Genomic DNA, 21,627 nt, shown 5'->3' with positions numbered 1-21,627 from the left:
CAGCGTCTCCTCCACCCAAGATGACCGAAGTGGTTCACATTTCTAGGATGAATCCGACGATATGATCAGTTTTCTGCAAATGCTGGAATATCATTCCAGCACCGGGCAACTTTCGCCTATTCCAACTCTAGAATAATAGCATCAACGGCAAGACTTTCGCCCTCAGCAGAATTCACCTTGGAAATAACACCCTGCTTTTCGGCGCGGAGAATATTCTCCATCTTCATCGCTTCTACTGTCGCGAGTGGTTGTCCGGGTTGAACTTCTTCACCCTCAGCCACGTGCAGTTTCACCAGCAAGCCAGGCATTGGACAGATCAAAAACTTGCTGAGATCTGGCGGGATCTTTTCAATCATATGCTGGGCAAGAGGTGCGATGTGGGCTGGTAGAACCCGCAAATTGTGCTTCGCACCGCGCGTCGTAATGGCGAACCCGCCGCGTGTTGGGGCAAGCTGGATCGTCAACACATCTTCGTCTAGCTCTACATCCACTATCCGGTCACCAGGCGTATATTCCAACTCCAGATCGATCAGAGCGCCATCAACCGTGATGCCGTCCTCTTCCAAGGACACGGCATATTCCCGGCCATTCAGTGTAACTGACCAATCGCCGGGCGGCATGGTGCGGCTATCCAACTGCTGATCAACACGGCGCGCGCGATCCGCATTTGCCGTTGCAATCACGCCCGCAACGGCTGCCAGACCGCGCTGCAAATGGTCGCTTGCCGGGGCGCCTTCAAAGCCATCAGGATACTCTTCTGCGATGAAGCCGGTTGTCAATTCGCCGGAACGGAACCGGTCATGCTGCATAATCGCGCTGAGAAAATCGACATTGTGGCCAAGCCCTTCAATGCGGAAGGCATCCAGCGCTTGCACTTGTAAATCTGCCGCTTCGTCACGGGTTTCACCCCAAGTGACAAGCTTGGCAATCATGGGGTCATAGAACATGCTGACCTCGCCGCCTTCAAACACCCCGTCATCTACACGGATGCCGCCAACACCGCGGCGGCCATTGGCGGCCTCGTCATCCGCCCATGGTTCGACCGGTGGCTGATACTGCACCAGACGGCCCGTGCTCGGCAAGAAGCCCCGATATGGGTCCTCTGCGTAGACCCGGTTCTCGATCGACCAACCATCAATGGTAACGTCGTCTTGCGTCATGGACAGTTTCTCGCCCGCGGCAACGCGGATCATCTGTTCCACCAAATCAACGCCGGTAATGGCTTCCGTAACGGGATGCTCGACCTGAAGGCGGGTATTCATTTCAAGAAAATAGAAGCTTTCCCCGCTCGGATCGGCACCGCTGACGATCAGTTCTACCGTCCCGGCGCTGTGATAATCCACCGCCGCCGACAGAGCGACGCATTGCTCGCCCATGGCTTTGCGCATTTTGGGTGTGACGAACGGTGACGGGGCCTCTTCCACCACTTTCTGGTGACGGCGCTGAATGCTGCATTCCCGCTCGTTCAGATAGATAATGTTGCCGTGCTTATCGCCCAGAATCTGGATTTCGATATGGCGCGGGTTGAGAATGAACTTCTCAATAAACACCCGGTCGTCGCCGAAGCTGTTGAGCCCTTCACGCTTTGTCGCTTCAAACCCTTCGCGAACGTCTTTCTCGTTATAAGCGAGCCGCATACCCTTACCACCGCCGCCAGCGCTGGCCTTCATCATCACGGGGTAGCCGATCTCTTCCGAGATACGCACAGCGTGCTCTGTGTCTTCAATTTCACCGACAAAGCCCGGCACAACATTCACGCCGGCTTCCATTGCCAGCTTCTTGGATTCAATCTTGTCGCCCATCGCCGCAATCGCGCCAACTGGGGGGCCGATAAACTCTATGCCCTCTTTTGCCAGCGCCTCAGCAAAGCTGGTGCGTTCTGACAGAAAACCATAACCGGGGTGCACAGCCTCGGCACCGGTTTGTTTACAGGCAGCAATAATCTTGTCTGCAATCAAATAGCTTTCCGCCGCCGGAGCCGGGCCGATATGCACCGCTTCGTCGGCCATCTTTACAAACGGCGCGCGCGCATCTGCGTCAGAATACACAGCGACGGTGGCAATACCCATACGGTGGGCAGTTTTAATGACCCGGCACGCAATTTCACCGCGGTTTGCAATCAGGATTTTCTTGAACATTATTCGCTGTCGCTCTCTTCAGATTGGGCGTGGGGCGGAAGATAGAGCCCTTCCCACAACAAGATTTCGTGGCGCCCGTCAACTTTTCGGCGCGATATCCAAAAGGTACCTTCGGCATCGGCAGGGGGCGCAAATTGAACCCCGCACTGTACCCATATTTCATTGTAGTGTAGCCAGACGCTCCACTCGGTCCCGCGCTTTGTCTCAATCTTGCCTTTGAGTGTGTATGGCTGGCCGTATCCGGCGGGCTCAGTCGGTTCCGACGTTACCGTAAACCTGCCCTTGAGGGTACGAACATCCTGCCGGGCCTTGATATTGTCACGCGCCGCCTGTGGCGAGGAGGACATGGAACACGCCTGCACCCCGGACGCGGGCATCCCGGTCATCGCGATTGCAAACAAGAACCAACCACTTTTCAGCATCAGTACGTTCTCGCCAATTCTTCCAAGTCCGCCGTGCGCAAGCGGGTGAGATGCGCCTTGCAAGAACTCACAAGCAAAGGCTCCAAAGACCCGCCCCGCGCAATATATCCTTCGCTGCGGCAATGCGTGTCACGGTATTTCAACCAAGCGCGCTGTGCCTCAAGCAAGGTATCGAAATGACCGGGGCGGTCATCCCAATCGAGGGGGGCATCGCCCTTATCCCGCTCTTTCATAGCGGCAGAAGTGAGCGTCCACTGCGCATTCAGCGCACGGTCCGCTTTCTTGAAATCCTCAAATGCACAATGGTTCATGGCCATCTGCGTCATCGGTTCTTCACAGTCTATTTCCGGCGTTTGCGCCAATAGCAGTAAGGGAGCGATGATGATCATGCCGGTATCTCCTTATGAGTGGCCGCGTATTCGATCAGGGCTTGCGCGTAATAGGGGGAACCGCGCCGGTCGCCCTCCCCATTCAACAAAGACCGCATTGCGCCGGCGAGCATCGCCACGTTATCCCGTGCCAGGCTACCAAGTGATGCCAGATATACGCCAATTGTGAAGACTATTGCGCCCGTTTCCGGCAAGCGCCGCAAGGCCTGCCGTTCGCTACGGACAAATAGAGTATCACCAGCATTTTCAGATGTGACATGACCAAAGGCAGTCTCAGGCGCAGGATCGGCAATCCAACGCAGCGAAGGTGTTGGCGCGATAAACCAATTGCACCGGCCGAATATCTTGCCGGGTTTGAGCTTCGCCATAAAATGATCAACACCGCTGGCGAGCTGCTCCTGATATCCCTGTATCGGTGCGTGCATTGCCGCAAGCGGCAACCCCATTTTTTCGCCCGGGTGCCAATCGGTGGGGTACGCCACTGCGGCACCTACCAGCCTGTAAATATCCTCATCAGGTTGACGCGTGAGAATACACATATCTTCGTGATGAGTGGCAGACACTTCGGGTAACCCTCCATCAACTCCGCAGATCCTTGCCAGTTCTTGCCCGGGGGCAGCTGCAGCAGGTGAAAGCTGGATTGAGTCCGGTTGCGCGGCAAAGGCCGCCTGACGCGCTGAAACATCGGCCCCGGGGTGCAGCCACTGATCTTCGGGCAAGCTAACCAGTCCCATTTTCAACTGCCCTCCACCACGTGCACGGGGAAGCAAATCATCTACGGAAAAACCAAGACTCATCAGGCAGACTCGGCGACCTTGCTGGCCCGCATCGGCTCATCACCGTGCAACGGGGTCAGCCCTAGCCGGTCGAACAGCGCAGCATCGGTGTCGTCACCAGCATTGGGAGCAGTAAGAAGTTTGTCGCCAGTGAAAATCGAATTGGCTCCAGCAAGGAAGCACAGCGCTTGCGCCGCATCGCTCATGCTTTCCCGACCCGCGCTCAGACGCACCATACTGAGTGGCATTGTGATCCGTGCCACTGCTACAGTCCGGACAAACTCAATATCGTCGATCTTGGCCATTGGCGTATCAGCCAGCATATCGCCCAGCACCGTACCTTTTACTGGCACCAAGGCATTGACCGGCACACTCTCGGGATGCTGCGGCAAGGTCGCCAGAGTATGCACAAAGCCTACCCGGTCCTCCCTCATCTCGCCCATGCCCACGATCCCACCCGAACAGACATTGATGCCCGCATTCCGCACATGATCAAGCGTTTCAATCCGCTCATCAAATTTCCGCGTGCTTATAACTCGCTCGTAGTATTCGGGACTACTGTCGATGTTGTGATTATAATAATCGAGGCCTGCATCGGCCAGCATATCGGCCTGCCGAGGCGATAACATCCCCAGCGTCATGCAGGTCTCCATACCCATCGCCCGCACACCCTTAACGATCTCGACAATCGCCGGCATGTCACGGTCTTTCGGGTTGCGCCAAGCTGCGCCCATGCAGAAGCGCTGACTACCATGATCTTTTGCTTGCGCTGCGGATTGCAGCACCGCTTGCACATCCATCAACTTGGTCGCTTCAACGCCGCTATCTGCGTGAACCGACTGGCTGCAATAGCCGCAGTCTTCCGGGCAGCCCCCAGTCTTGATCGACAGCAGAGTGCAAAGCTGAACTTGGTCGGGCGGATGGCTTTCGCGATGAACCGATGCAGCTTGAAAAAGCAGGTCGGTAAACGGCAGATCGAACAGAGCCGCGATTTCTTCGCGAGTCCAATCTTGGCGAACAGCAGCTGCCATCAGATCGCGTCCAAAGCCTGCGCCATGTCCGCAATGATATCATCGATATGCTCAATACCGACCGACACCCGCACAACATCCGGCCCCGCGCCGGCGGTTAGCAATTCGGCTTCGCTTAGCTGACTGTGTGTGGTGGATGCCGGGTGAATGATCAGCGAGCGTGTGTCACCAATATTCGCAAGATGGCTGAACAGTTCGACACCGGAAACCAGTTTGACGCCGGCATCATATCCGCCTTTCAAACCGAAGGTGAATACAGCGCCGCCCCGTCCGCCAAGATATTGCTGGGCCAGCGCATTGTAGGGGCTATCGGCCAATCCGGCATAGCCAACCCATGCCACTTTCTCGTGGTCCTTAAGCCATGTCGCCAGCGCCAATGCATTGTCGCAATGCCGGTCCATCCGCAGGCTGAGCGTTTCCATACCTGTCAGCGTCAGAAAAGCATTCATCGGCGCCATAGCGGGGCCAAGATCACGCAGAGCGAGAACACGGCAGGCAATGATGAACGCAATTTCGCCCACAGCATCACTCAGCACCGCGCCGTGATAGGAATCGTTCGGCTGGCTCATGGTCGGGAATTTGTCTGAAGCAGTCCAATCGAACTTGCCCGAATCCACAATCACCCCGCCTACAGAGTTGCCGTGGCCGTTGAGGAATTTGGTGGTCGATTCCACGACAATATCGGCGCCATGTTCTATCGGGCGGCAAAGTACCGGGCTGGCCATCGTATTATCGACAATCAGCGGAATTCCTGCATCATGCGCGACTTTTGCAATCGCTGCGATATCCTGAACCACACCGCCGGGATTGGCGAGGCTTTCGATAAAGACAGCCCGCGTTTTGTCGGTAATCGCGGCGGCGATATTAGCTGCATCATCCGCATCGACAAAATTGGTGTGCCAGCCCATTTTCTTGAAGCTGTGGCCCAATTGGTTGAGCGATCCGCCATAAAGCTTCTTAGCCGCAACAATCTCGCAACCTGGCTCCATCAGTGTGTGAAACACCGTCATTTGCGCGGCATGACCAGACGCCACCGCCAATGCCCCAACCCCGCCATGCATCGCAGCAATTTTGCCTTCCAGCGCCGCGTTGGTCGGGTTCATAATACGGGTGTAAATATTCCCGAATTCCTGAAGATTGAACAGACGCGACGCGTGATCGACATCGTCAAAAGTATAGGACGCAGTCTGATAGACAGGCGTAATCCGCGCATTGGTGGTTGGATCGGGCTCGCAACCGGCGTGGACAGCTTGGGTTTCTAACTTCGGGGTTTCTATTTTTTGCTCGCTCATCATGATCCTCCAACATTTCTAAATTAGTTCAGAATTAGTGCGATTAGTCCGCGTCGCTGGTTTCATCACCCGCAGGCGGCATATTGTGACCCAGCAAGCGCAGCATATCCGCGCCGCATTCGACCACATTGCTACCCGGACCATAAATGCCCTGCACGCCTGCCTCGCGTAGGAAATCATAATCCTGTGGCGGAATAACGCCGCCAGCAACCACTTTGATATCCGCGCGGCCTGCGCCTTTCAGCAAATCAATTAGCTCAGGGATCAGCGTTTTGTGTCCTGCCGCAAGCGAACTGGCACCGATGGCATCGACTTCATGTTCCAGCGCCATTTTCAGCGTTTCGTCAGGTGTCTGGAACAGTGGGCCGGAAATGACTTCAAAGCCCATATCGGTGAAGGCTGAGGCAATCACATTGGCGCCGCGATCGTGACCATCCTGGCCCATTTTCGCGACCATGATTTTCGGCTTGCGGCCAAGACGGCGTTCAACTGCATCGACGCCTTCCAAAACCTGTGCCCAACGCTTGTCAAATTCATAGGCGGATTTGTAAATGCCGGTGACCGGTTTCGGGGTGGTATCATACCGCCCGAAAACCTCTTCCATTGCGGAAGAAATCTCACCCAAAGTTGCCCGCTGACGCGCCGCATCCACAGCCAGCGCCAACATATTACCATCGCTCTTTGCACCTTCGGTAAGCGCCTTAAGCGCCGCCTGGCACGCCGCTTCGTCACGGCTTTCGCGGTTCTTCTTCAGGCGCGCAATCTGGCCGGTGCGGACTTTATGATTGTCCACTTCCAGCGTTTCGATCTGCTCTTCCTCGGCAAGGCGGTATTTGTTCACACCGACGATAACGTCTTCCGCCTTATCAATCCGCGTTTGTTTGGCGGCGGCAGCTTCTTCAATACGCTGTTTCGGCATTCCGCTATCGACCGCGATGGTCATACCGCCCAGCGTATCAACCTCCGCCATCAGCACCTCGGCTTCTTCCACGAGTTTCGCGGTCAGAGCTTCGATATAATAGCTGCCACCCAGCGGATCGACGACATTGGTAATGCCGGTTTCTTCCTGCAAAACCAGCTGCGTATTGCGGGCAATCCGCGCGCTGAAATCGGTTGGCAGCGCGATGGCTTCATCCAGCGCGTTGGTGTGGAGCGATTGTGTGCCGCCCAGCGTCGCGGCCATTGCCTCCACCGTGGTGCGGATGACATTATTATACGGGTCTTGCTCTTGCAGAGATACGCCAGAGGTCTGGCAATGGGTCCGCAGCATTTTGGAACGTTCAGACTTCGCGCCCAGATCGTCCATAACTTTGTACCACAGCGTCCGTGCAGCGCGCAGCTTGGCGATTTCCATGAAGAAATTCATGCCGATGCCGAAGAAGAAGCTCAAACGCCCGGCAAACGCATCGATATCCAGCCCTGTTTCCATGGCGGATTTCACATATTCCTTGCCGTCCGCGATGGTGAAGGCCAGCTCCTGCACCGCGGTCGCGCCCGCTTCGTGCATGTGATAGCCGCTGATCGAAATACTGTTGAACTTCGGCATATTGGCCGAGGTATATCCGATAATGTCGGAGATTATCCGCATGCTGGGTGCTGGCGGGTAGATATAGGTGTTGCGGACCATAAACTCTTTCAGAATGTCATTCTGAATGGTGCCGCTGAGTTGCTCCGGAGAAACGCCCTGCTCTTCGCCCGCAACGATATAAAATGCCAGCACGGGAATAACCGCGCCGTTCATGGTCATCGACACAGACATGGTGTCGAGCGGGATTTGGTCGAACAGGATTTGCATATCCTCAACCGTATCAATCGCCACACCTGCCTTGCCGACATCACCGACCACGCGCGGGTGATCGGAGTCGTAACCACGGTGGGTCGCCAGATCGAATGCGACCGACAAGCCTTTTTGCCCCGCCTCCAGATTGCGGCGGTAGAAGGCGTTGGATTCTTCTGCGGTAGAGAAACCCGCATATTGCCGGATCGTCCACGGACGGCCCGCATACATGGTGGCCTTCACCCCGCGGGTAAACGGCGCGAAGCCCGGTAGGCCCGGATCAGAGCTGTCCTCTGCCGTATAGAGCGGTTTCACCTGAAAACCCTCAGGCATATCCTTGGTCAGGTCACGCCCTTTGGATTCCTTGTCAGCAAGGGCCTGCCAGTCGGAAACGGTTGGTTTATCAGTCATAGAGGTTTCTGCCAAAATTCGTCATGCTGCACTGGTTTCAGCATCCATAGTGCCACATTGCGCCGCGATTGCCGATTGATAACTGGATCCTGGAAGCGAAGCTGGCTGCAAGTCAAACACGTTCACGATGACGGCTACGAGGTAGCAGTCACTTACCCTTAAACTCCGCCTTGCGTTTTTGCAGGAAGGCCATACCGCCTTCCATCGCGTCTTCGCTGGCACCAGCAAGACGTTGACCTTCGGCTTCGTTCACGAACACTTCGGGCAAAGTACCATCCAGCGCGAGATTAATGTTCGCCTTCATGGTCTTGATCGCCAGAGTCGGGCCATTGGCGAGTTTTTCACCCAGCGCGCGGGCTTCTGTCATCAAATCATCGGCTTCAACCGCTTTGTAAATCAGGCCCCATTCCTCGGCTTGATCGGCGCCGATTTTCTCACCCAGCATCATCATGCGGGTCGCGCGGGCACGGCCAATCGCGCGGGCGAGCAGCCATGTTGACCCGCCATCGGGCACCAGACCAATATTGACAAAGGCTTGCAGGAAATACGCTTTCTTGTTGGCAATGGTGAAATCAGCCGCCAATGCGAGCGAACACCCGACACCGGCCGCCGGTCCATTGACCGCGCAAATCACCGGCACCTCGGCCCGCAAGATGGAGCTGATGGCGGGGTTATAGTGGTTTTGCAGAGCCTTGTGACTGCCCCCTTTGGAGCCGCCTTCGCTGCGTGCAGACAAATCAGCGCCGGAACAGAAGCCTTTGCCCTCACCCGTAATCAAAACCGCACGAGCATCACCAAGACTGTAAAAAGCTTCGCCAATCTCATCCGCCATTTGCGGCGGCATGGCGTTCAGCCGGTCTGGCCGGTTTAGCGTGATGGTCAAAAGTGGTCCGTCACGCTCTACCTTGATGGTTTCGTAGCTCATTTAATGTCCCTCACCCTGTGGCGTTTCCATAATTTCAGTCAGTATGCCCTGCATATCTTTGGGATGCAGGAAGAAGATCGGCGTACCATGCGCACCAATGCGCGTGGGGCCCAGAATGCGTTTGCCCTGCCCTTCAAACCATTCACGAGCAGCAGCAATATCCTCCACTTCGAAACAGACATGATGCTGCCCGCCTGCTGGATTTTTCGCGAGAAAGCCGTTGATCGGGCTGTTCTCATCATACGGCTCGATCAATTCGATCTGAGTGCCGTTCATTCCAGATTCTGTGGGAGTGTCGACAAAACACACCTTCACCCCTTGCTCTGGCAGATCAAAGGGTTCGGTGATGTGGGTCGCACCCATCACGTCTCGGTAATGCGCAATGGAGTCTGCGATGGACGGCGTTGCGACGCCGATGTGATTTAATCTTCCCAGCTTCACTGGCTTTTTCCTCTTTTAATTACCGTCATGCTGAACTCGTTTGACTTGCAGCCAGCTTCGCTTCCAGCATCCATTCTTCAACCTGCTCCGACACCGCATGAGGAGAAGTAGACCCTGAAACGAGTTCAGGGTGACAGGTTGGGTTGAGACGACCTAGTTTCATGTATCCTCTCGGAAATGGAGACTGAGGCTAAATCGCTCTAACATTAGAGCACATCCTGCCTCGAATTCTGACTCGGTTGGGCTCGCATTAGTTGCTGACGATTCTGAAGCGAAGCGCCCAATTCCACTACATCCAACCCTTGCAGCTCTAACTTGATCAATGTTTTCAAGGAGCAAATCAAAATCCTTATCGTTCAAACCAGTAACCAATGAGCAGGTTTCACTCGAAATAAAAACAAATGCAAAACTCTCTGGTTGGGGCATCATGAAGTTACCTCTGTCCAGCAAATCTTTTGCAAGGTTGAGAGCCTTTTGCGACCTCATAATCGCAAAGCTTGAGCAATCGGAGTATCTTTGCTCTTCGGGTTGATCGTTTTCTCGACCAAACAAACCCTCTACTTCTGTAAAAACAAAGTCCTGATTGCCAGCAGGAACTAGATTAACGAAGTCCAATTTTCCTGAAAATCCCCACCACATTCAGCAATCCTCACAACGGAATATTGTCATGCTTCTTCCAAGGATTCTCAAGGGCTTTATTGCGCAATTTGCGTAACCCCAGAGCAATCCGCCGCCGTGTGGAATGAGGGTAGATGACATTGTCGATATAGCCGCGCTGTGCTGCCACAAAGGGGTTGGCAAACGCGTCTTCATATTCCTTCGTGCGCTCCGCGATTTTATCGGGATCGCCGATGTCTTTGCGGAAGATAATCTCCACCGCGCCTTTCGCGCCCATCACGGCGATTTCCGCGGTCGGCCACGCCAGATTCAAATCGCCGCGTAAATGTTTGGACGCCATGACGTCATACGCGCCGCCATAGGCTTTGCGGGTGATAATGGTGATTTTGGGCACGGTTGCTTCGGCATAGGCGAAGAGCAATTTCGCTCCGTGTTTGATAATGCCGTTATGCTCCTGCGCGGTGCCGGGCAGGAAGCCGGGCACGTCAACAAATGTCACAATTGGAATATCAAACGCATCACAGAACCGGACGAACCGCGCGGCTTTTTTGGAGGCGTTGATATCGAGCACACCCGCCAGCACCATGGGCTGATTGGCGACAACGCCCACGCTGCGCCCCTCTATCCGGCCAAAACCGCACAGGATGTTGCCCGCATGGGCTGGCTGCACTTCGAAAAAATCACCTTCATCCAATACCTTGCGCAGCACTTCGTGCATATCATATGGCTGGTTGGCATTATCCGGGATCAGCGTGTCGAGGCTCATCTCCTCGCGGTCAAACGGATCATCGGTGGGCCGTTCAGGCACGTCTTCGCGGTTGGATAGCGGCAGAAAATCAAAGAAATCACGCGTCGCCAGCAACGTTTCGATGTCATTCTCGAACGCCAGATCCGCCACGCTGGTCTTGGTCGTATGCGTTACCGCGCCGCCCAATTCTTCCTGCGTCACCACTTCATTGGTCACTGTTTTCACCACATCGGGGCCAGTAACGAACATGTAGGAGCTGTCTTTTACCATAAAGATGAAGTCAGTGATCGCGGGGGAATATACCGCCCCGCCCGCGCATGGCCCCATAATCAGGCTGATCTGCGGGACCACGCCGCTGGCGAGCACGTTGCGCTGGAACACATCGGCATATCCGCCCAGTGACGCCACGCCTTCCTGAATTCGCGCGCCCCCGCTGTCATTCATGCCGATTACCGGAGCGCCGTTTTTCATGGCAGTTTCCATCAGCTTGCAGATTTTCTCCGCATGACGTTTGGACAGCGATCCGCCGAAAACGGTGAAGTCTTGACTATAAACGTAGACCAGTCGGCCATTGATGGTGCCGCTGCCGGTTACCACGCCGTCACCGGGGATCTTGGTATCGGCCATGTCAAAATCGACGCAGTCATGTTCGACATACATATCGACTTCTTCAAAGCTGCCCTCATCAAGCAGCACATCGATCCGCTCGCGTGCAGTCAGTTTGCCCTTGGCATGCTGCGCATCAATCCGTTTTTGACCGCCACCCATCCGGGCTGCGTCGCGGCGTTTTTCCATTTCGGCAATATTGGCTGACATGAAGTCCCCTGCATTATAGCTTCAGCGCACATAGTTATATATGTTGCTAAGCCATGCCTGAGGCGGCGGGTCAAGGGAAGCCGGTATCTATCTGCCACCCAACTTCCACTTTACAGCTTAAGCATCAGCTTTTCCGCTGCCTTTGGGCTTATCGAATTGATGATCCTCAGCGCGCTGACAAGGCCAACATTGGCTTCATTCTTCTCACGCTGCATCGCTGAAACGATCGTCGCCGCGCACTGTTCTGCGCTCATTTTCTTGGCGTCGTACTCCTCTGTCATCGGAGTATCTACCATGGGCGGAAGGACCTCCAACACGTGGATTCCGAATTCTTTCATCTGCACGCGCAGCGACATGGTATAGCTACGCAAAGCGGCCTTAGTGGCGCAATAGGTCGCGCCCGCCACGCTCGGCGCAATCGCTAGACCCGATGTGACATTAACAATCATCGCGCCGCCATGGGCACAGGCACTTGCGCGCAATTTCTCCATAAAATGCGTGATCAGATGGATCGGCGCATTGAAATTGGTAAAGATGCTCTCATCCACATCGGTCAGGCTGACATTGCCCTCGCGAAAATCATGCGTGCGGCCCATTCCTGCATTGTTGATCAGGATATCCAGCGGCCGATCGTCCCACGCATCGACAACCGCCAGCACACCGGCAGCGGTGGTGAAATCCGCTTCGATCGCCTCAAACCCGGCGCCGCGCACTTCCGCAAGCCGCTCTGCGGAACGCCCTGTCGTGACAACCGTGGCACCTTTGGCCCGCAATTGCCCCGCTAGCTGCCGGCCTATGCCCGATGTGCCGCCAGTCAAAAGTATCGTCTTGCCGCTAACATCCATCGCATTTGCCCCTGAAATTGAACGGAGCTTATGCGCGGGCTATTTCAGCAGGACAAGCTCTTCCGCCATAGTCGGATGGATCGCGACGGTTGCATCGAAATCAGCTTTGGTCAGCCCGGCTTTCACCGCCACGGCAAAGCCTTGCATAATTTCCGCTGATTCCGGCCCGATCATATGAATGCCTACGACCTTGTCCGTCGCTGCATCTACGATCATCTTGTACAGACCGCGCTCGTTCCGGCCCGCGACAACATTCTTCATCGGGCGGAAGTCCGACTGGTACACTTTGATATTGCCCAACTGGTTCCGAGCCTCCCCTTCGGTCAAGCCCACTGCCGAGATTGGGGGGTGGCTGAATACCGCGCTCGGAATGTGATCATAATTGACCGTTTTGGGGTCATTGTTGAATACCGTATCAGCAAAGGCTTGGCCTTCACGAATAGCCACGGGCGTCAATTGCACACGATTGGTCACATCGCCCACGGCATAGATGTAGTCTACATTGGTCTTCGAATATTCATCGACCAGAATTTCGCCGATCTTACCCTGTTCAACGCCCACCGTTTCCAGCCCCAGGCCCTTTACATTGGGGTTCCGGCCAGTGGCGAACATCACGCAATCGACGGTCTGATCATCATCGCCGTTCAGTTCGACATGCAAGCTTCCATCATCGTTTTTGGTGATGCTCTTGAAAGTGGTGTTGAAGTGGAAGTTGATCCCTTTGGTCATGCTGATTTTCAGCAGACGATCGCTCAATGCCGGCTCATAGCTACGCAGCAATTGATCGCCGCGATTGACGATGCATACTTTTGCGCCAAATTCATGAAAAATGCCTGCGAACTCATTCGCAATATAGCCTCCGCCCGCGATCATGACACGCTTTGGCATCTCGTCGAGGTGGAATGCCTCATTAGACGTGATGGCGTGTTCACTACCGGGGAAATTGAGAACAGCAGGCTCCGCCCCTGTGGCAATCAGAATGTACTTTGCTGTGACGACTTTGCCGCTCGCCAAAGTGATTTCATGATCGCCCGTGATTTCCGCACGCTCATTAAAAATTGTGACGTCGTGGTTTTCCAGTGTTTCAGTGTAAAGCCCGTTGAGCCTGTCCACATCGCCCAATACCGTATCGCGCAAGCGCTTCCAGTCGAATGATGTCTCGCCAATATCCCACCCGAATTGCTTTGCGTCGACCAAATCCTCTGCAAAATGCGCACCGTAAACGAGCATTTTCTTCGGTACACAGCCGCGAATGACGCAGGTGCCGCCGACACGGTATTCTTCCGCCACGGCAACCTTCGCCCCGTGCGCGGATGCCACGCGGGAAGCCCGCACCCCGCCAGAGCCGGCACCGATAGTGAAAAGGTCGAAATCGTAATCAGCCATAATGTATCCCCGTCAGCCCTGACTAATGCCAGCAGCTTCTAACAGTGTTTCGGTACTGGCATCGAATTGGTTACCGCCCGCTTCGATTGAATTGGCCATTTGCTTGCCCAGCTCCACCCCGAATTGATCGAACGGGTTGATCCCCATCAACACAGCATTGGCAAACGTCCGGTGCTCATGAAACGCGATCAGCGCGCCCAGCGTTGCCGCATCCAGATCATCGCAGAGCATCGTTGCGCTCGGCCGATTGCCTTCAAAATTGCGTGCGCCATCGTCGCTCGCCTTACCCGCCATCAAAGCTGCACCCTGTGCGAAGCAATTAGTCAACAAGATACGGTGGTGCGCAGGGTCCAGCATATCACCCGGCGCAATGCTGGCGATGAAATCCACCGGGATCAGATGCGTGCCCTGGTGCAGCAGTTGGAACACGGCGTGCTGTGCATCTGTGCCCACCCCGCCCCACGTAACCGGCGCAGTTGAACCTTCCACGGGATCACCCTCGGCGGTCACGCTCTTACCGTTGCTCTCCATCTCCAATTGCTGGAGGTAATCGGGAAACAGGCCGAGCCGCTCGTCATAGGCGAACACAGCCCGTGTCTGGCAGCCGCGAACCCGCGTGTAATATTGATCAGCAAAGGCCGCGCGCAAGGCCAAGTTATCCCGCCCGTCAGTGTCGCGAAAATGCATATCGACCGCTTGCGCCCCGGCGAGGAATTCTTCAAATTCTTCCCAGCCAATCGCCAACGCCACCGGAAAGCCAATGCTCGACCATAGCGAATAGCGCCCGCCGACAGTTTCGTTAAACGGCAGCACCCGCGTTTCATCCACGCCCCATTCGACCGCCTTTTCAGGGCTCGCGGTTAGCGCCACGACCCGCCCAAACGGATCATCGACCCCGCCTTCGCCCAGCCACTTTAGGGCGCTGGCGGCATTGGTCATGGTTTCTATGGTGGTGAATGTCTTGGATGCCACCGCGACCAATGTTGTGGCTGGATCGCACGCTTCAAAAGCCTGTTCCAAAGCCACGCCGTCAATGTTGGACACAACATGGACATCAACCTTCGCCAAGTCGCGGGTCAGCGCGTCAATCGCCAATGCCGGGCCTAGCGCGCTGCCGCCAATGCCCACATGGATCAAATGTTTTACATCACCCAGCGCGCCATCATGAATGGCCTCAACCAGCATCTTCATCCGCGCATGAAGCGCCATAGCCTCTTCCACAGATGCCTCTGCGCCAACGCCGCGCTGGGCAGTATGCTCTGCCGCACGCCCTTCGGTATTGTTGATCTTGGCCCCGCCCAGCATCGCCGCACGTTTGCCCGCGAAATCCATGGCGCCTGCCAATTGTTCAAAAGCACTCAGCAGCGTCTCGTCCAGATGGGTCTTTGACCAATCGAATTGAATGCCAGCAACGGCCTCTGCTTCGCCCCATTCGATTCTGTCAGACAGTTTGGCCACCCGGTCTGGATCTTCAAACAGCTCCAACAAGCTCTTTGGCTTATGCGCCTTCAATGCGCCCCAGATCGATCCAATCGCGTCACTCATGCAAAAAACCTTCCTACCTTTGCCTACACCGACTAGAGACAGCCGCAATGATTGGGAACCCACTGGACGGGTCTGGGTACGAATTTCTCCCGCAGACCTGCTAGAGCGTACCTGAACCTAGGAAAAGCACGTAGTATTTATGACTGACAACAGCGCATCACCGGGCACGACAAGCGATCCAGCAACAGCCCAGAAACCGGCCAAAACGCCCGATAACAAGCCTGAGAAGAAAGAAGACAATTTCTTTGTCTTCCTGACCAAGCTCGTTCTGATTGTGGTGATTTTCCGCAGCTTCATTTTTTCGCCATTCAATATTCCGAGCGAAAGCATGCTGCCGACGTTGGCCAATGGCGATTATTTGCTGGCGGCGAAATGGCCGTATGGTTTCACCAGCGATTCCCTGCCGTTTGGCGCCCCGCTGATACCGGGACGTATCTGGGCCGGAGAGCCTGAACGCGGCGATATCGCCATTTTCAAGCATCCGGTTGACGGCACCGATTACATCAAGCGGGTAATCGGCATTCCCGGTGACACCGTTGAAATGCGCGGCGGGCAAGTCATTCTGAACGGTGAAGCGATCCCGAAAGAGCAAATGGCGGATTTTGAGATTGCACCTTCGCCCAACACACAGTGCCACGTAATGTCGCGCACAGTGATCAAGGAAGATGGGGAGACGGTGTGCAGCTATACCCGTTTTAAGGAAACTCTGCCTTCTGGTGAAAGCTATGAAGTTCTCGATTTCGGTCCGCAATTCCAGGATAATTTCGGTCCGATCATTGTGCCTGAGGGCGAAATGTTCGTGATGGGTGACAACCGCGACAACTCACAAGACAGCCGTTTTTCTGCCGAACCCGGCGGCGGCGTCGGCATGGTTCCGCAAGACTTGTTGCTCGCCCGCGCCTCTGTGATCATGTGGTCCACCGATGGCAGCTCCGAATGGTTGCTGCCATGGACATGGTTCACGGCCTTGCGCGGTGAGCGGCTGGGTAATGGCTTGTGAGCACACTCGACCAGAAGGCCCGGCAATGGTTGGAAAGCAACGGCTTTGAACCCAGCGACCACCCGCGCTGGGTTGATGCCCTGACGCATGGCAGCATCGGCGAAGACCGCGACTATCAACGGCTGGAATTTCTGGGTGACCGCGTATTGGGCCTTACCATCGCGGACTGGCTGTTTGGTGAAGTCAGCGGCGCAGAAGGTGCATTGGCGCAGCGGTTGAATGTCCTGGTCAGCAAGCGGACTTGCGCCAACGTTGCGCGCTCTATCGATATCTCCAGCCATATCAGGCTGGGCAAACAGGCCCGTGATGATGGCGCGGCGGATAGCGAAAATGTGCTGGGCGATGTGATGGAATCGCTGCTGGGTGCAGCCTTCCTCGAAAGCGGGTTTGAAAAGACACGCGCGCTGATCCACACCTTATGGGCCGATTCAATGGATGGCGGCGCGGGCAAGCGCAAACACCCGAAAAGCGCCCTGCAAGAATGGGCCGCGGGCAACAGACGCCGCCCCCCGCAATATGAGCTGATCGACCGGTCCGGTCCCGATCACGCAGCGACCTTTACCGTGCGTGTCACGGTCAACAATGTCGGTAGCGCAGAAGCCACCGCATCCAACAAACAAGATGCCGAAACAACGGCTGCGAAGAATTTTATGGAGACTTTCGGTTGACCGAAACCACACCACCTTCCGACACCCACACCAATCCCAAATGCGGTGTCGTCGCCATTATCGGCGCGCCAAATGCTGGTAAATCCACCCTCGTTAATCAGATGGTCGGCCAGAAAGTCGCGATCACCAGCGCGAAGGCACAGACTACCCGCGCGCGGTTGATGGGTATTGCCTTGCAGGAAGAAACGCAGATTATTCTGGTCGATACGCCCGGTATTTTCGCGCCGCGCCGCAAGCTTGACCGCGCCATGGTGACCTCTGCTTGGGAAGGGGCTGAGGATGCAGACGCGATCGTGCTGATGGTCGATCCGATCAAACAGCGCCGCCATGAAATGCTGCCCTTGGTGGAAGCTCTGGGCAAACGCCCGGAACGCAAGATCCTTGTCCTCAATAAAGTGGACAAGGCCGTGAAGGAACCGCTGCTGGCGCTGGCGCAAGAACTCAACGATCAAGTCGCGTTTGAGGAAGTGTTCTTCGTGTCTGCCCTGACCGGTGACGGGGTCGATGAATTGAAAGATCACCTCGCCAGCCTGATGCCCAAAGGGGTCTGGCACTATCCCGAAGACCAAGTCTCCGACGCCAGCGAGCGCCTGCTGGCCACCGAAATCACCCGCGAGCAGCTCTATAAGCAGCTCCACGAAGAACTCCCCTATGACAGCGCTGTGCGCCCTGAAAGCTACACCCAGCGCAAAGACGGCAGCGTGGAAGTGCGCCAGCAAATCGTTGTCGGTCGCGACAGCCAGAAACCGATTGTGCTGGGCAAAGGCGGATCAATGATCAAGTCGATCGGAGAAGCCGCGCGCAAGGAATTGTCGGAGGTGCTAGGCCAGAAAGTGCATTTGTTCCTGCACGTGAAGGTCGATGAAAACTGGGCCGAGGATAAGGAAGTTTTTGAAGAAATGGGGCTGGATTTTTGATGACTTGGAGAGCATTGCTAGGCTGGAGCGCAGTACTTGCTGTTGGACTGACTGGCTGCTCCCAGTCAACTGAATCATCCCAGTCAACTGAATCAAATGCAAACCTCAAACTTGCATGTAGTATTTTGACTGACTTTGTAACTGCCGAATTTAATGCTGCGGATAGGCCGCTTTATCTGTCAAATGATTGGGTACGCCTTGATGAAAATGTATCAATCAATGAATGGGTAGAGCGAGAAGAACAATTTGGCGCTCAAAACGATCTTAGTGAGCAAGAACTTCGTTCTCAAGTGGAGAAGATGGTCGAGTTTTCGAAATTGGATCCGATAAAAACGTGTCCAAATTTAGCCCGAATAAAAAAAGAGCGTTCTCACGTGCCTTCCTCTCAGGATGCAATTCCTAAAACAACGCCTGACGGTCTGTTTTATCTTTATGATAGCTTGGCTGTTCAGGTTCCGCTGATCGACATAGAAGGCGAGAAAGTGACTTTCGAGATCTCGCGAGTGTGTGGCCCTCTTTGCGGTAGTGGAAGCATGATTGCATACAAGCTGGGCGCGGACGGAAAATGGACAAAATCCGATGAAGTAGGAACGTGGATTAGTTAGCCCCTCCTCGTCAGTAAGGGTGCTAATTCACCGCTTCTTAGCCACCGCGATCTTGTTCTTCTTCGCAAAGTCTTTGGTCGATTCCTCGCTGCGGGTCAGGGCCTTTGCAATCTGCTTCAGGCCCTGCCCTTTTCCTGCGAGCAGGCGCAGCTTTGCTGCTTCCTCGGCATTCCAAGGTTGTTTGTGGCGGACGAAGATCTCTTTCCCCATTATTCAGCTTTCTTGGCAGCAGGCTTCTTAGCGGGAGCCTTTTTTTTGGCCGGTGCTTTCTTCTTCGCCGCAGGTTTCTTGGCAGCAGCTTTTTTTGCTGGGGCCTTCTTCTTGGCGCGCTTCTTCGGCGGCCCCTTCGCGATCCGGTCGTTAATCAGCTGGATCGCTTGCTCTTCGGTCACATCTTCGGGCTTCATATCGCGCGGGATAGTCGCATTGTTGGTGCCATCGGTGACGTAAGGGCCATAACGGCCCGGCAGGACTTTCATCTCGCCGCCGCTTTCAGGATGTTCTTTGAACGTCTTGATCGGTTCGGCCTTCTGACGGCCGCCGCCTTTACGATTGGCAGCCTCTGCCAATAGCGACACTGCGGCATTCATACCGGTTTCAAACACGTCTGCCGTGCTGGCGAGTTTGGCATATTTGCCGTCATGCCGCAGATAGGGGCCATAGCGGCCAATCGCGGCCTCAATATCCTTATCAGTTTCAGGGTGCTGACCGACAATGCGCGGCAGATCGAGCAGTTTCACTGCCCATTCCAAACCAAAATCGTCGAGATCTTTGGGGATCGAAGCGCGTTTGGCTTCCTTGCCCTCACCCATCTGCACATACGGGCCAAAGCGGCCTGTCTTGCGCTCCACCGGCAGATTGGTGTCGGGGTGAGTGCCCAGCACCGCATCTTCTGCCGCGTCTTCGCCATCCGCGCCCGGTTGGGCAAAACGGCGAGTGAACTTACATTCGGGATAGTTGTGACAGGCTACAAATGCACCGTACCGGCCCCCGCGCAACGCCAGGCGGCCATCCGCGCGCCCTTCTTTCTCGCATAGCGGGCAGAAGCGCGGGTCTTTGCCATCTTCGCGTTCGGGGAAGAGATAGTCGGACAAATACTCGTCCAGCACTTCGGTCACTTCCGAAGGCTTCTGCTCCATCACCTGTTCGGTTTTGGGTTTGAAATCCTTCCAGAATTTTTCGAGCAGCGCCTTATATTCGGACTTACCGTCGGAAACGACATCCAGCTCATCCTCCATGCCGGCCGTAAATTCATAGGCGACATAGCGTTCAAAGAACCGTTCAAGGAATGATGTGAGCAACCGCCCGCTTTCCTCTGCGAAGAAACGGTTTTTCTCCACGCGGACATAGTTTCGGTCACGGATTGTTTGAATGGTGGAGGCATAGGTGGACGGGCGGCCAATGCCGAGTTCCTCCAGCCGTTTGACCAATGATGCTTCGGAATAACGCGGCGGTGGCTGGGTGAAGTGCTGGTTTGCCTCCACTGCCTTCTTGGCCGGGCTATCGCCCTTGTTCATCACAGGTAGAAGGCCGGAATCCTCGTCCTTCTTGTCGTCGAAGCTTTCTTCATAGACGGCAAGAAAGCCCGGAAATTTCACCACTTGGCCGGTCGCGCGCAGCTCGTGCAATCCAGCCGGATCACGCAGAGTTACAGTTGTCCGCTCCAGGCTGGCAGATTGCATCTGGCTGGCCATCGCGCGCTTGAAGATCAGGTCATACAGTTTGGCTTCATCGCCTGAGCCGGATTTCGATTTCAGGAAGCTGGTCGGGCGGATCGCCTCGTGCGCTTCTTGCGCGTTTTTCGCTTTAGTGGCGTAATGGCGCGGTTTTTCCGGCAGATAATGGCCGTCATACCGTTCTGATATGGCTTTACGGCAAGCGGAAATGGCGCTGCCATCCATCTGCACGCCATCTGTACGCATATAGGTGATGTCACCCGCCTCATACAGCTTCTGTGCCAGACGCATGGTGTGGCTGGCATTATATCCCAGCTTACGCGATGCTTCCTGTTGCAAGGTAGAGGTGGTGAATGGCGGCGACGGGTGCCGTTTTTGCGGTTTAGTTTCTACACCTTCGATCGTGAACGGCGCATTCTCAATCTTCTTCTTGGCATCAAGGGCGCTGCCCTCATTACCCAGAGTGAGTTTTTCCAGCTTGGCCCCGTCAAACTTGACCAATCGCGCGTCAAACGCGGTGCCGTCATGCTCCAGCTTCGCGACGATGGACCAATATTCATCAGCCTTAAACGCTTCAATCTCGCGCTCGCGGTCAACAATGATCCGCAGCGCAACCGATTGTACCCGCCCTGCACTTTTCGCGCCGGGCAGCTTGCGCCACAAAACCGGGCTGAGAGTAAAGCCGAACAGATAATCGAGCGCACGGCGCGCAAGATAGGCGTCGATCAGATCCGTATCGAGGCCGCGGGGCTTGCCCATCGCCTCTGTCACAGCCGCTTTCGTGATTGCGTTGAAGGTAACGCGGTCAACCTCTTTCGGCAGCGCCTTACGTTTCTTCAGCAGTTCCTGAACGTGCCAGCTGATCGCTTCGCCTTCCCTGTCAGGGTCAGTCGCGAGGATCAGACGGGTTGCGCCCTTGGCCGCGTCGGCGATTTCTTTGAACCGCTTCTGCTTGTCGCGGTACAATTCCCAATCCATCGCGAAATCTTCATCGGGCCGCACGCTGCCATCCTTGGGCGGCAAATCGCGGACGTGACCGTATGATGCGAGGACTTTGAAATCCTTGCCCAGATAGTTTTCGATAGTTTTCGCTTTGGCGGGCGATTCAACAATGACAAGCTGCATGAAAAGTCTGAAAGTCCTTACGTGTGCGTATACGCGCGAGGGTGACGAGTTCCGTCGCCATCCGTCAAGCGTGTTA

Annotated in this window: 20 protein-coding genes; 4 read left to right on the top strand and 16 right to left on the bottom strand. The window is 55.4% G+C overall.

Features of this window, described 5'->3' with window-relative positions; translation table 11 throughout:
- Nucleotides 1-116 precede the first annotated feature (116 nt).
- The 14 genes from HKD42_RS03660 to pgi all read right to left on the bottom strand — a co-directional run bounded on the left by HKD42_RS03660 (nt 117) and on the right by pgi (nt 15,560).
- Entirely contained in the window at nt 117-2,138 is a 2,022-nt protein-coding gene (locus tag HKD42_RS03660; RefSeq protein ID WP_170010397.1) for an acetyl-CoA carboxylase biotin carboxylase subunit, read from the bottom strand.
- Nucleotides 2,138-2,560, bottom strand: a complete 423-nt coding sequence (locus HKD42_RS03655; RefSeq protein WP_170010395.1) for a hypothetical protein — start codon at nt 2,558-2,560, stop codon at nt 2,138-2,140. The genes HKD42_RS03660 and HKD42_RS03655 overlap by 1 nt, the downstream gene beginning before the upstream one ends.
- Nucleotides 2,560-2,949: a lysozyme inhibitor LprI family protein gene (locus tag HKD42_RS03650; protein WP_170010393.1), complete on the bottom strand. Its 390-nt coding sequence runs from the start codon at nt 2,947-2,949 to the stop codon at nt 2,560-2,562. Before HKD42_RS03650 ends, HKD42_RS03655 begins: the two co-directional genes overlap by 1 nt.
- Entirely contained in the window at nt 2,946-3,683 is a 738-nt protein-coding gene (locus tag HKD42_RS03645) for a heme-dependent oxidative N-demethylase family protein (RefSeq protein WP_343042163.1), read from the bottom strand. The genes HKD42_RS03650 and HKD42_RS03645 overlap by 4 nt, the downstream gene beginning before the upstream one ends.
- Before the next feature lie 62 nt (nt 3,684-3,745).
- Nucleotides 3,746-4,756: a biotin synthase BioB gene (gene bioB, locus HKD42_RS03640; RefSeq protein WP_170010389.1), complete on the bottom strand. Its 1,011-nt coding sequence runs from the start codon at nt 4,754-4,756 to the stop codon at nt 3,746-3,748.
- Nucleotides 4,756-6,051, bottom strand: coding sequence for an O-acetylhomoserine aminocarboxypropyltransferase (locus HKD42_RS03635; protein ID WP_425500360.1), 1,296 nt, complete (start codon nt 6,049-6,051; stop codon nt 4,756-4,758). Before HKD42_RS03635 ends, bioB begins: the two co-directional genes overlap by 1 nt.
- Nucleotides 6,052-6,091: 40 nt before the next feature.
- A complete protein-coding gene (gene scpA, locus HKD42_RS03630) occupies nt 6,092-8,236 on the bottom strand; it encodes a methylmalonyl-CoA mutase (RefSeq protein WP_170010385.1) in 2,145 nt (714 codons plus the stop codon).
- Nucleotides 8,237-8,384: 148 nt separating this feature from the next.
- Complete coding sequence (locus tag HKD42_RS03625; protein ID WP_170010383.1) at nt 8,385-9,161, bottom strand: enoyl-CoA hydratase-related protein; 777 nt, start codon at nt 9,159-9,161, stop codon at nt 8,385-8,387.
- Nucleotides 9,162-9,602 carry a methylmalonyl-CoA epimerase gene (mce, locus tag HKD42_RS03620; RefSeq protein WP_170010381.1) on the bottom strand — a complete coding sequence of 147 codons (441 nt, stop codon included), beginning with the start codon at nt 9,600-9,602 and terminating at the stop codon, nt 9,162-9,164. It abuts the gene before it with no gap.
- A 159-nt stretch (nt 9,603-9,761) separates the two neighbouring features.
- On the bottom strand, nt 9,762-10,241 hold the full coding sequence (locus HKD42_RS03615) for a hypothetical protein (protein ID WP_170010379.1): 480 nt from the start codon (nt 10,239-10,241) through the stop codon (nt 9,762-9,764).
- Between the two features lie 10 nt (nt 10,242-10,251).
- Nucleotides 10,252-11,784: an acyl-CoA carboxylase subunit beta gene (locus HKD42_RS03610; protein WP_170010377.1), complete on the bottom strand. Its 1,533-nt coding sequence runs from the start codon at nt 11,782-11,784 to the stop codon at nt 10,252-10,254.
- Nucleotides 11,785-11,894: 110 nt separating this feature from the next.
- Nucleotides 11,895-12,629, bottom strand: a complete 735-nt coding sequence (locus tag HKD42_RS03605) for an SDR family oxidoreductase (protein ID WP_170010375.1) — start codon at nt 12,627-12,629, stop codon at nt 11,895-11,897.
- 39 nt (nt 12,630-12,668) lie between these two features.
- Nucleotides 12,669-14,015 carry a glutathione-disulfide reductase gene (gene gorA, locus HKD42_RS03600; protein ID WP_170010373.1) on the bottom strand — a complete coding sequence of 449 codons (1,347 nt, stop codon included), beginning with the start codon at nt 14,013-14,015 and terminating at the stop codon, nt 12,669-12,671.
- A gap of 12 nt (nt 14,016-14,027) precedes the next feature.
- Complete coding sequence (gene pgi, locus HKD42_RS03595) at nt 14,028-15,560, bottom strand: glucose-6-phosphate isomerase (RefSeq protein ID WP_170010371.1); 1,533 nt, start codon at nt 15,558-15,560, stop codon at nt 14,028-14,030.
- 139 nt (nt 15,561-15,699) lie between these two features.
- On the opposite strand from pgi, the gene lepB reads away from it, so the two are divergent.
- Genes lepB through HKD42_RS03575 form a run of 4 tightly spaced genes read left to right on the top strand, consistent with a single transcriptional unit; the run spans nt 15,700 to nt 18,750 of the window.
- Nucleotides 15,700-16,560 (top strand): signal peptidase I, encoded by an 861-nt coding sequence (lepB, locus tag HKD42_RS03590; protein WP_170010369.1) that lies wholly within the window; start codon nt 15,700-15,702, stop codon nt 16,558-16,560.
- The gene (rnc, locus tag HKD42_RS03585) at nt 16,557-17,228 is read left to right on the top strand and encodes a ribonuclease III (protein WP_170010367.1); all 672 of its coding nucleotides are present in this window, start codon (nt 16,557-16,559) and stop codon (nt 17,226-17,228) included. Before lepB ends, rnc begins: the two co-directional genes overlap by 4 nt.
- Complete coding sequence (gene era, locus HKD42_RS03580; RefSeq protein WP_170010365.1) at nt 17,225-18,145, top strand: GTPase Era; 921 nt, start codon at nt 17,225-17,227, stop codon at nt 18,143-18,145. The genes rnc and era overlap by 4 nt, the downstream gene beginning before the upstream one ends.
- Nucleotides 18,145-18,750, top strand: a complete 606-nt coding sequence (locus HKD42_RS03575; protein WP_170010363.1) for a hypothetical protein — start codon at nt 18,145-18,147, stop codon at nt 18,748-18,750. Before era ends, HKD42_RS03575 begins: the two co-directional genes overlap by 1 nt.
- Before the next feature lie 27 nt (nt 18,751-18,777).
- On the opposite strand, the gene HKD42_RS03570 is transcribed toward HKD42_RS03575, so the two are convergent.
- Both HKD42_RS03570 and topA read right to left on the bottom strand, forming a co-directional pair.
- A complete protein-coding gene (locus tag HKD42_RS03570; protein WP_170010361.1) occupies nt 18,778-18,960 on the bottom strand; it encodes a hypothetical protein in 183 nt (60 codons plus the stop codon).
- Nucleotides 18,960-21,551, bottom strand: a complete 2,592-nt coding sequence (topA, locus tag HKD42_RS03565) for a type I DNA topoisomerase (RefSeq protein WP_170010359.1) — start codon at nt 21,549-21,551, stop codon at nt 18,960-18,962. The genes HKD42_RS03570 and topA overlap by 1 nt, the downstream gene beginning before the upstream one ends.
- Between the last annotated feature and the right edge of the window lie 76 nt (nt 21,552-21,627).

Origin of the sequence: Pontixanthobacter rizhaonensis (genome assembly GCF_012972675.1) — a bacterium.
Taxonomy (GTDB): Bacteria; Pseudomonadota; Alphaproteobacteria; order Sphingomonadales; family Sphingomonadaceae; genus Pontixanthobacter; species Pontixanthobacter rizhaonensis.
This window is presented reverse-complemented; position numbering and strand designations above follow the sequence as displayed.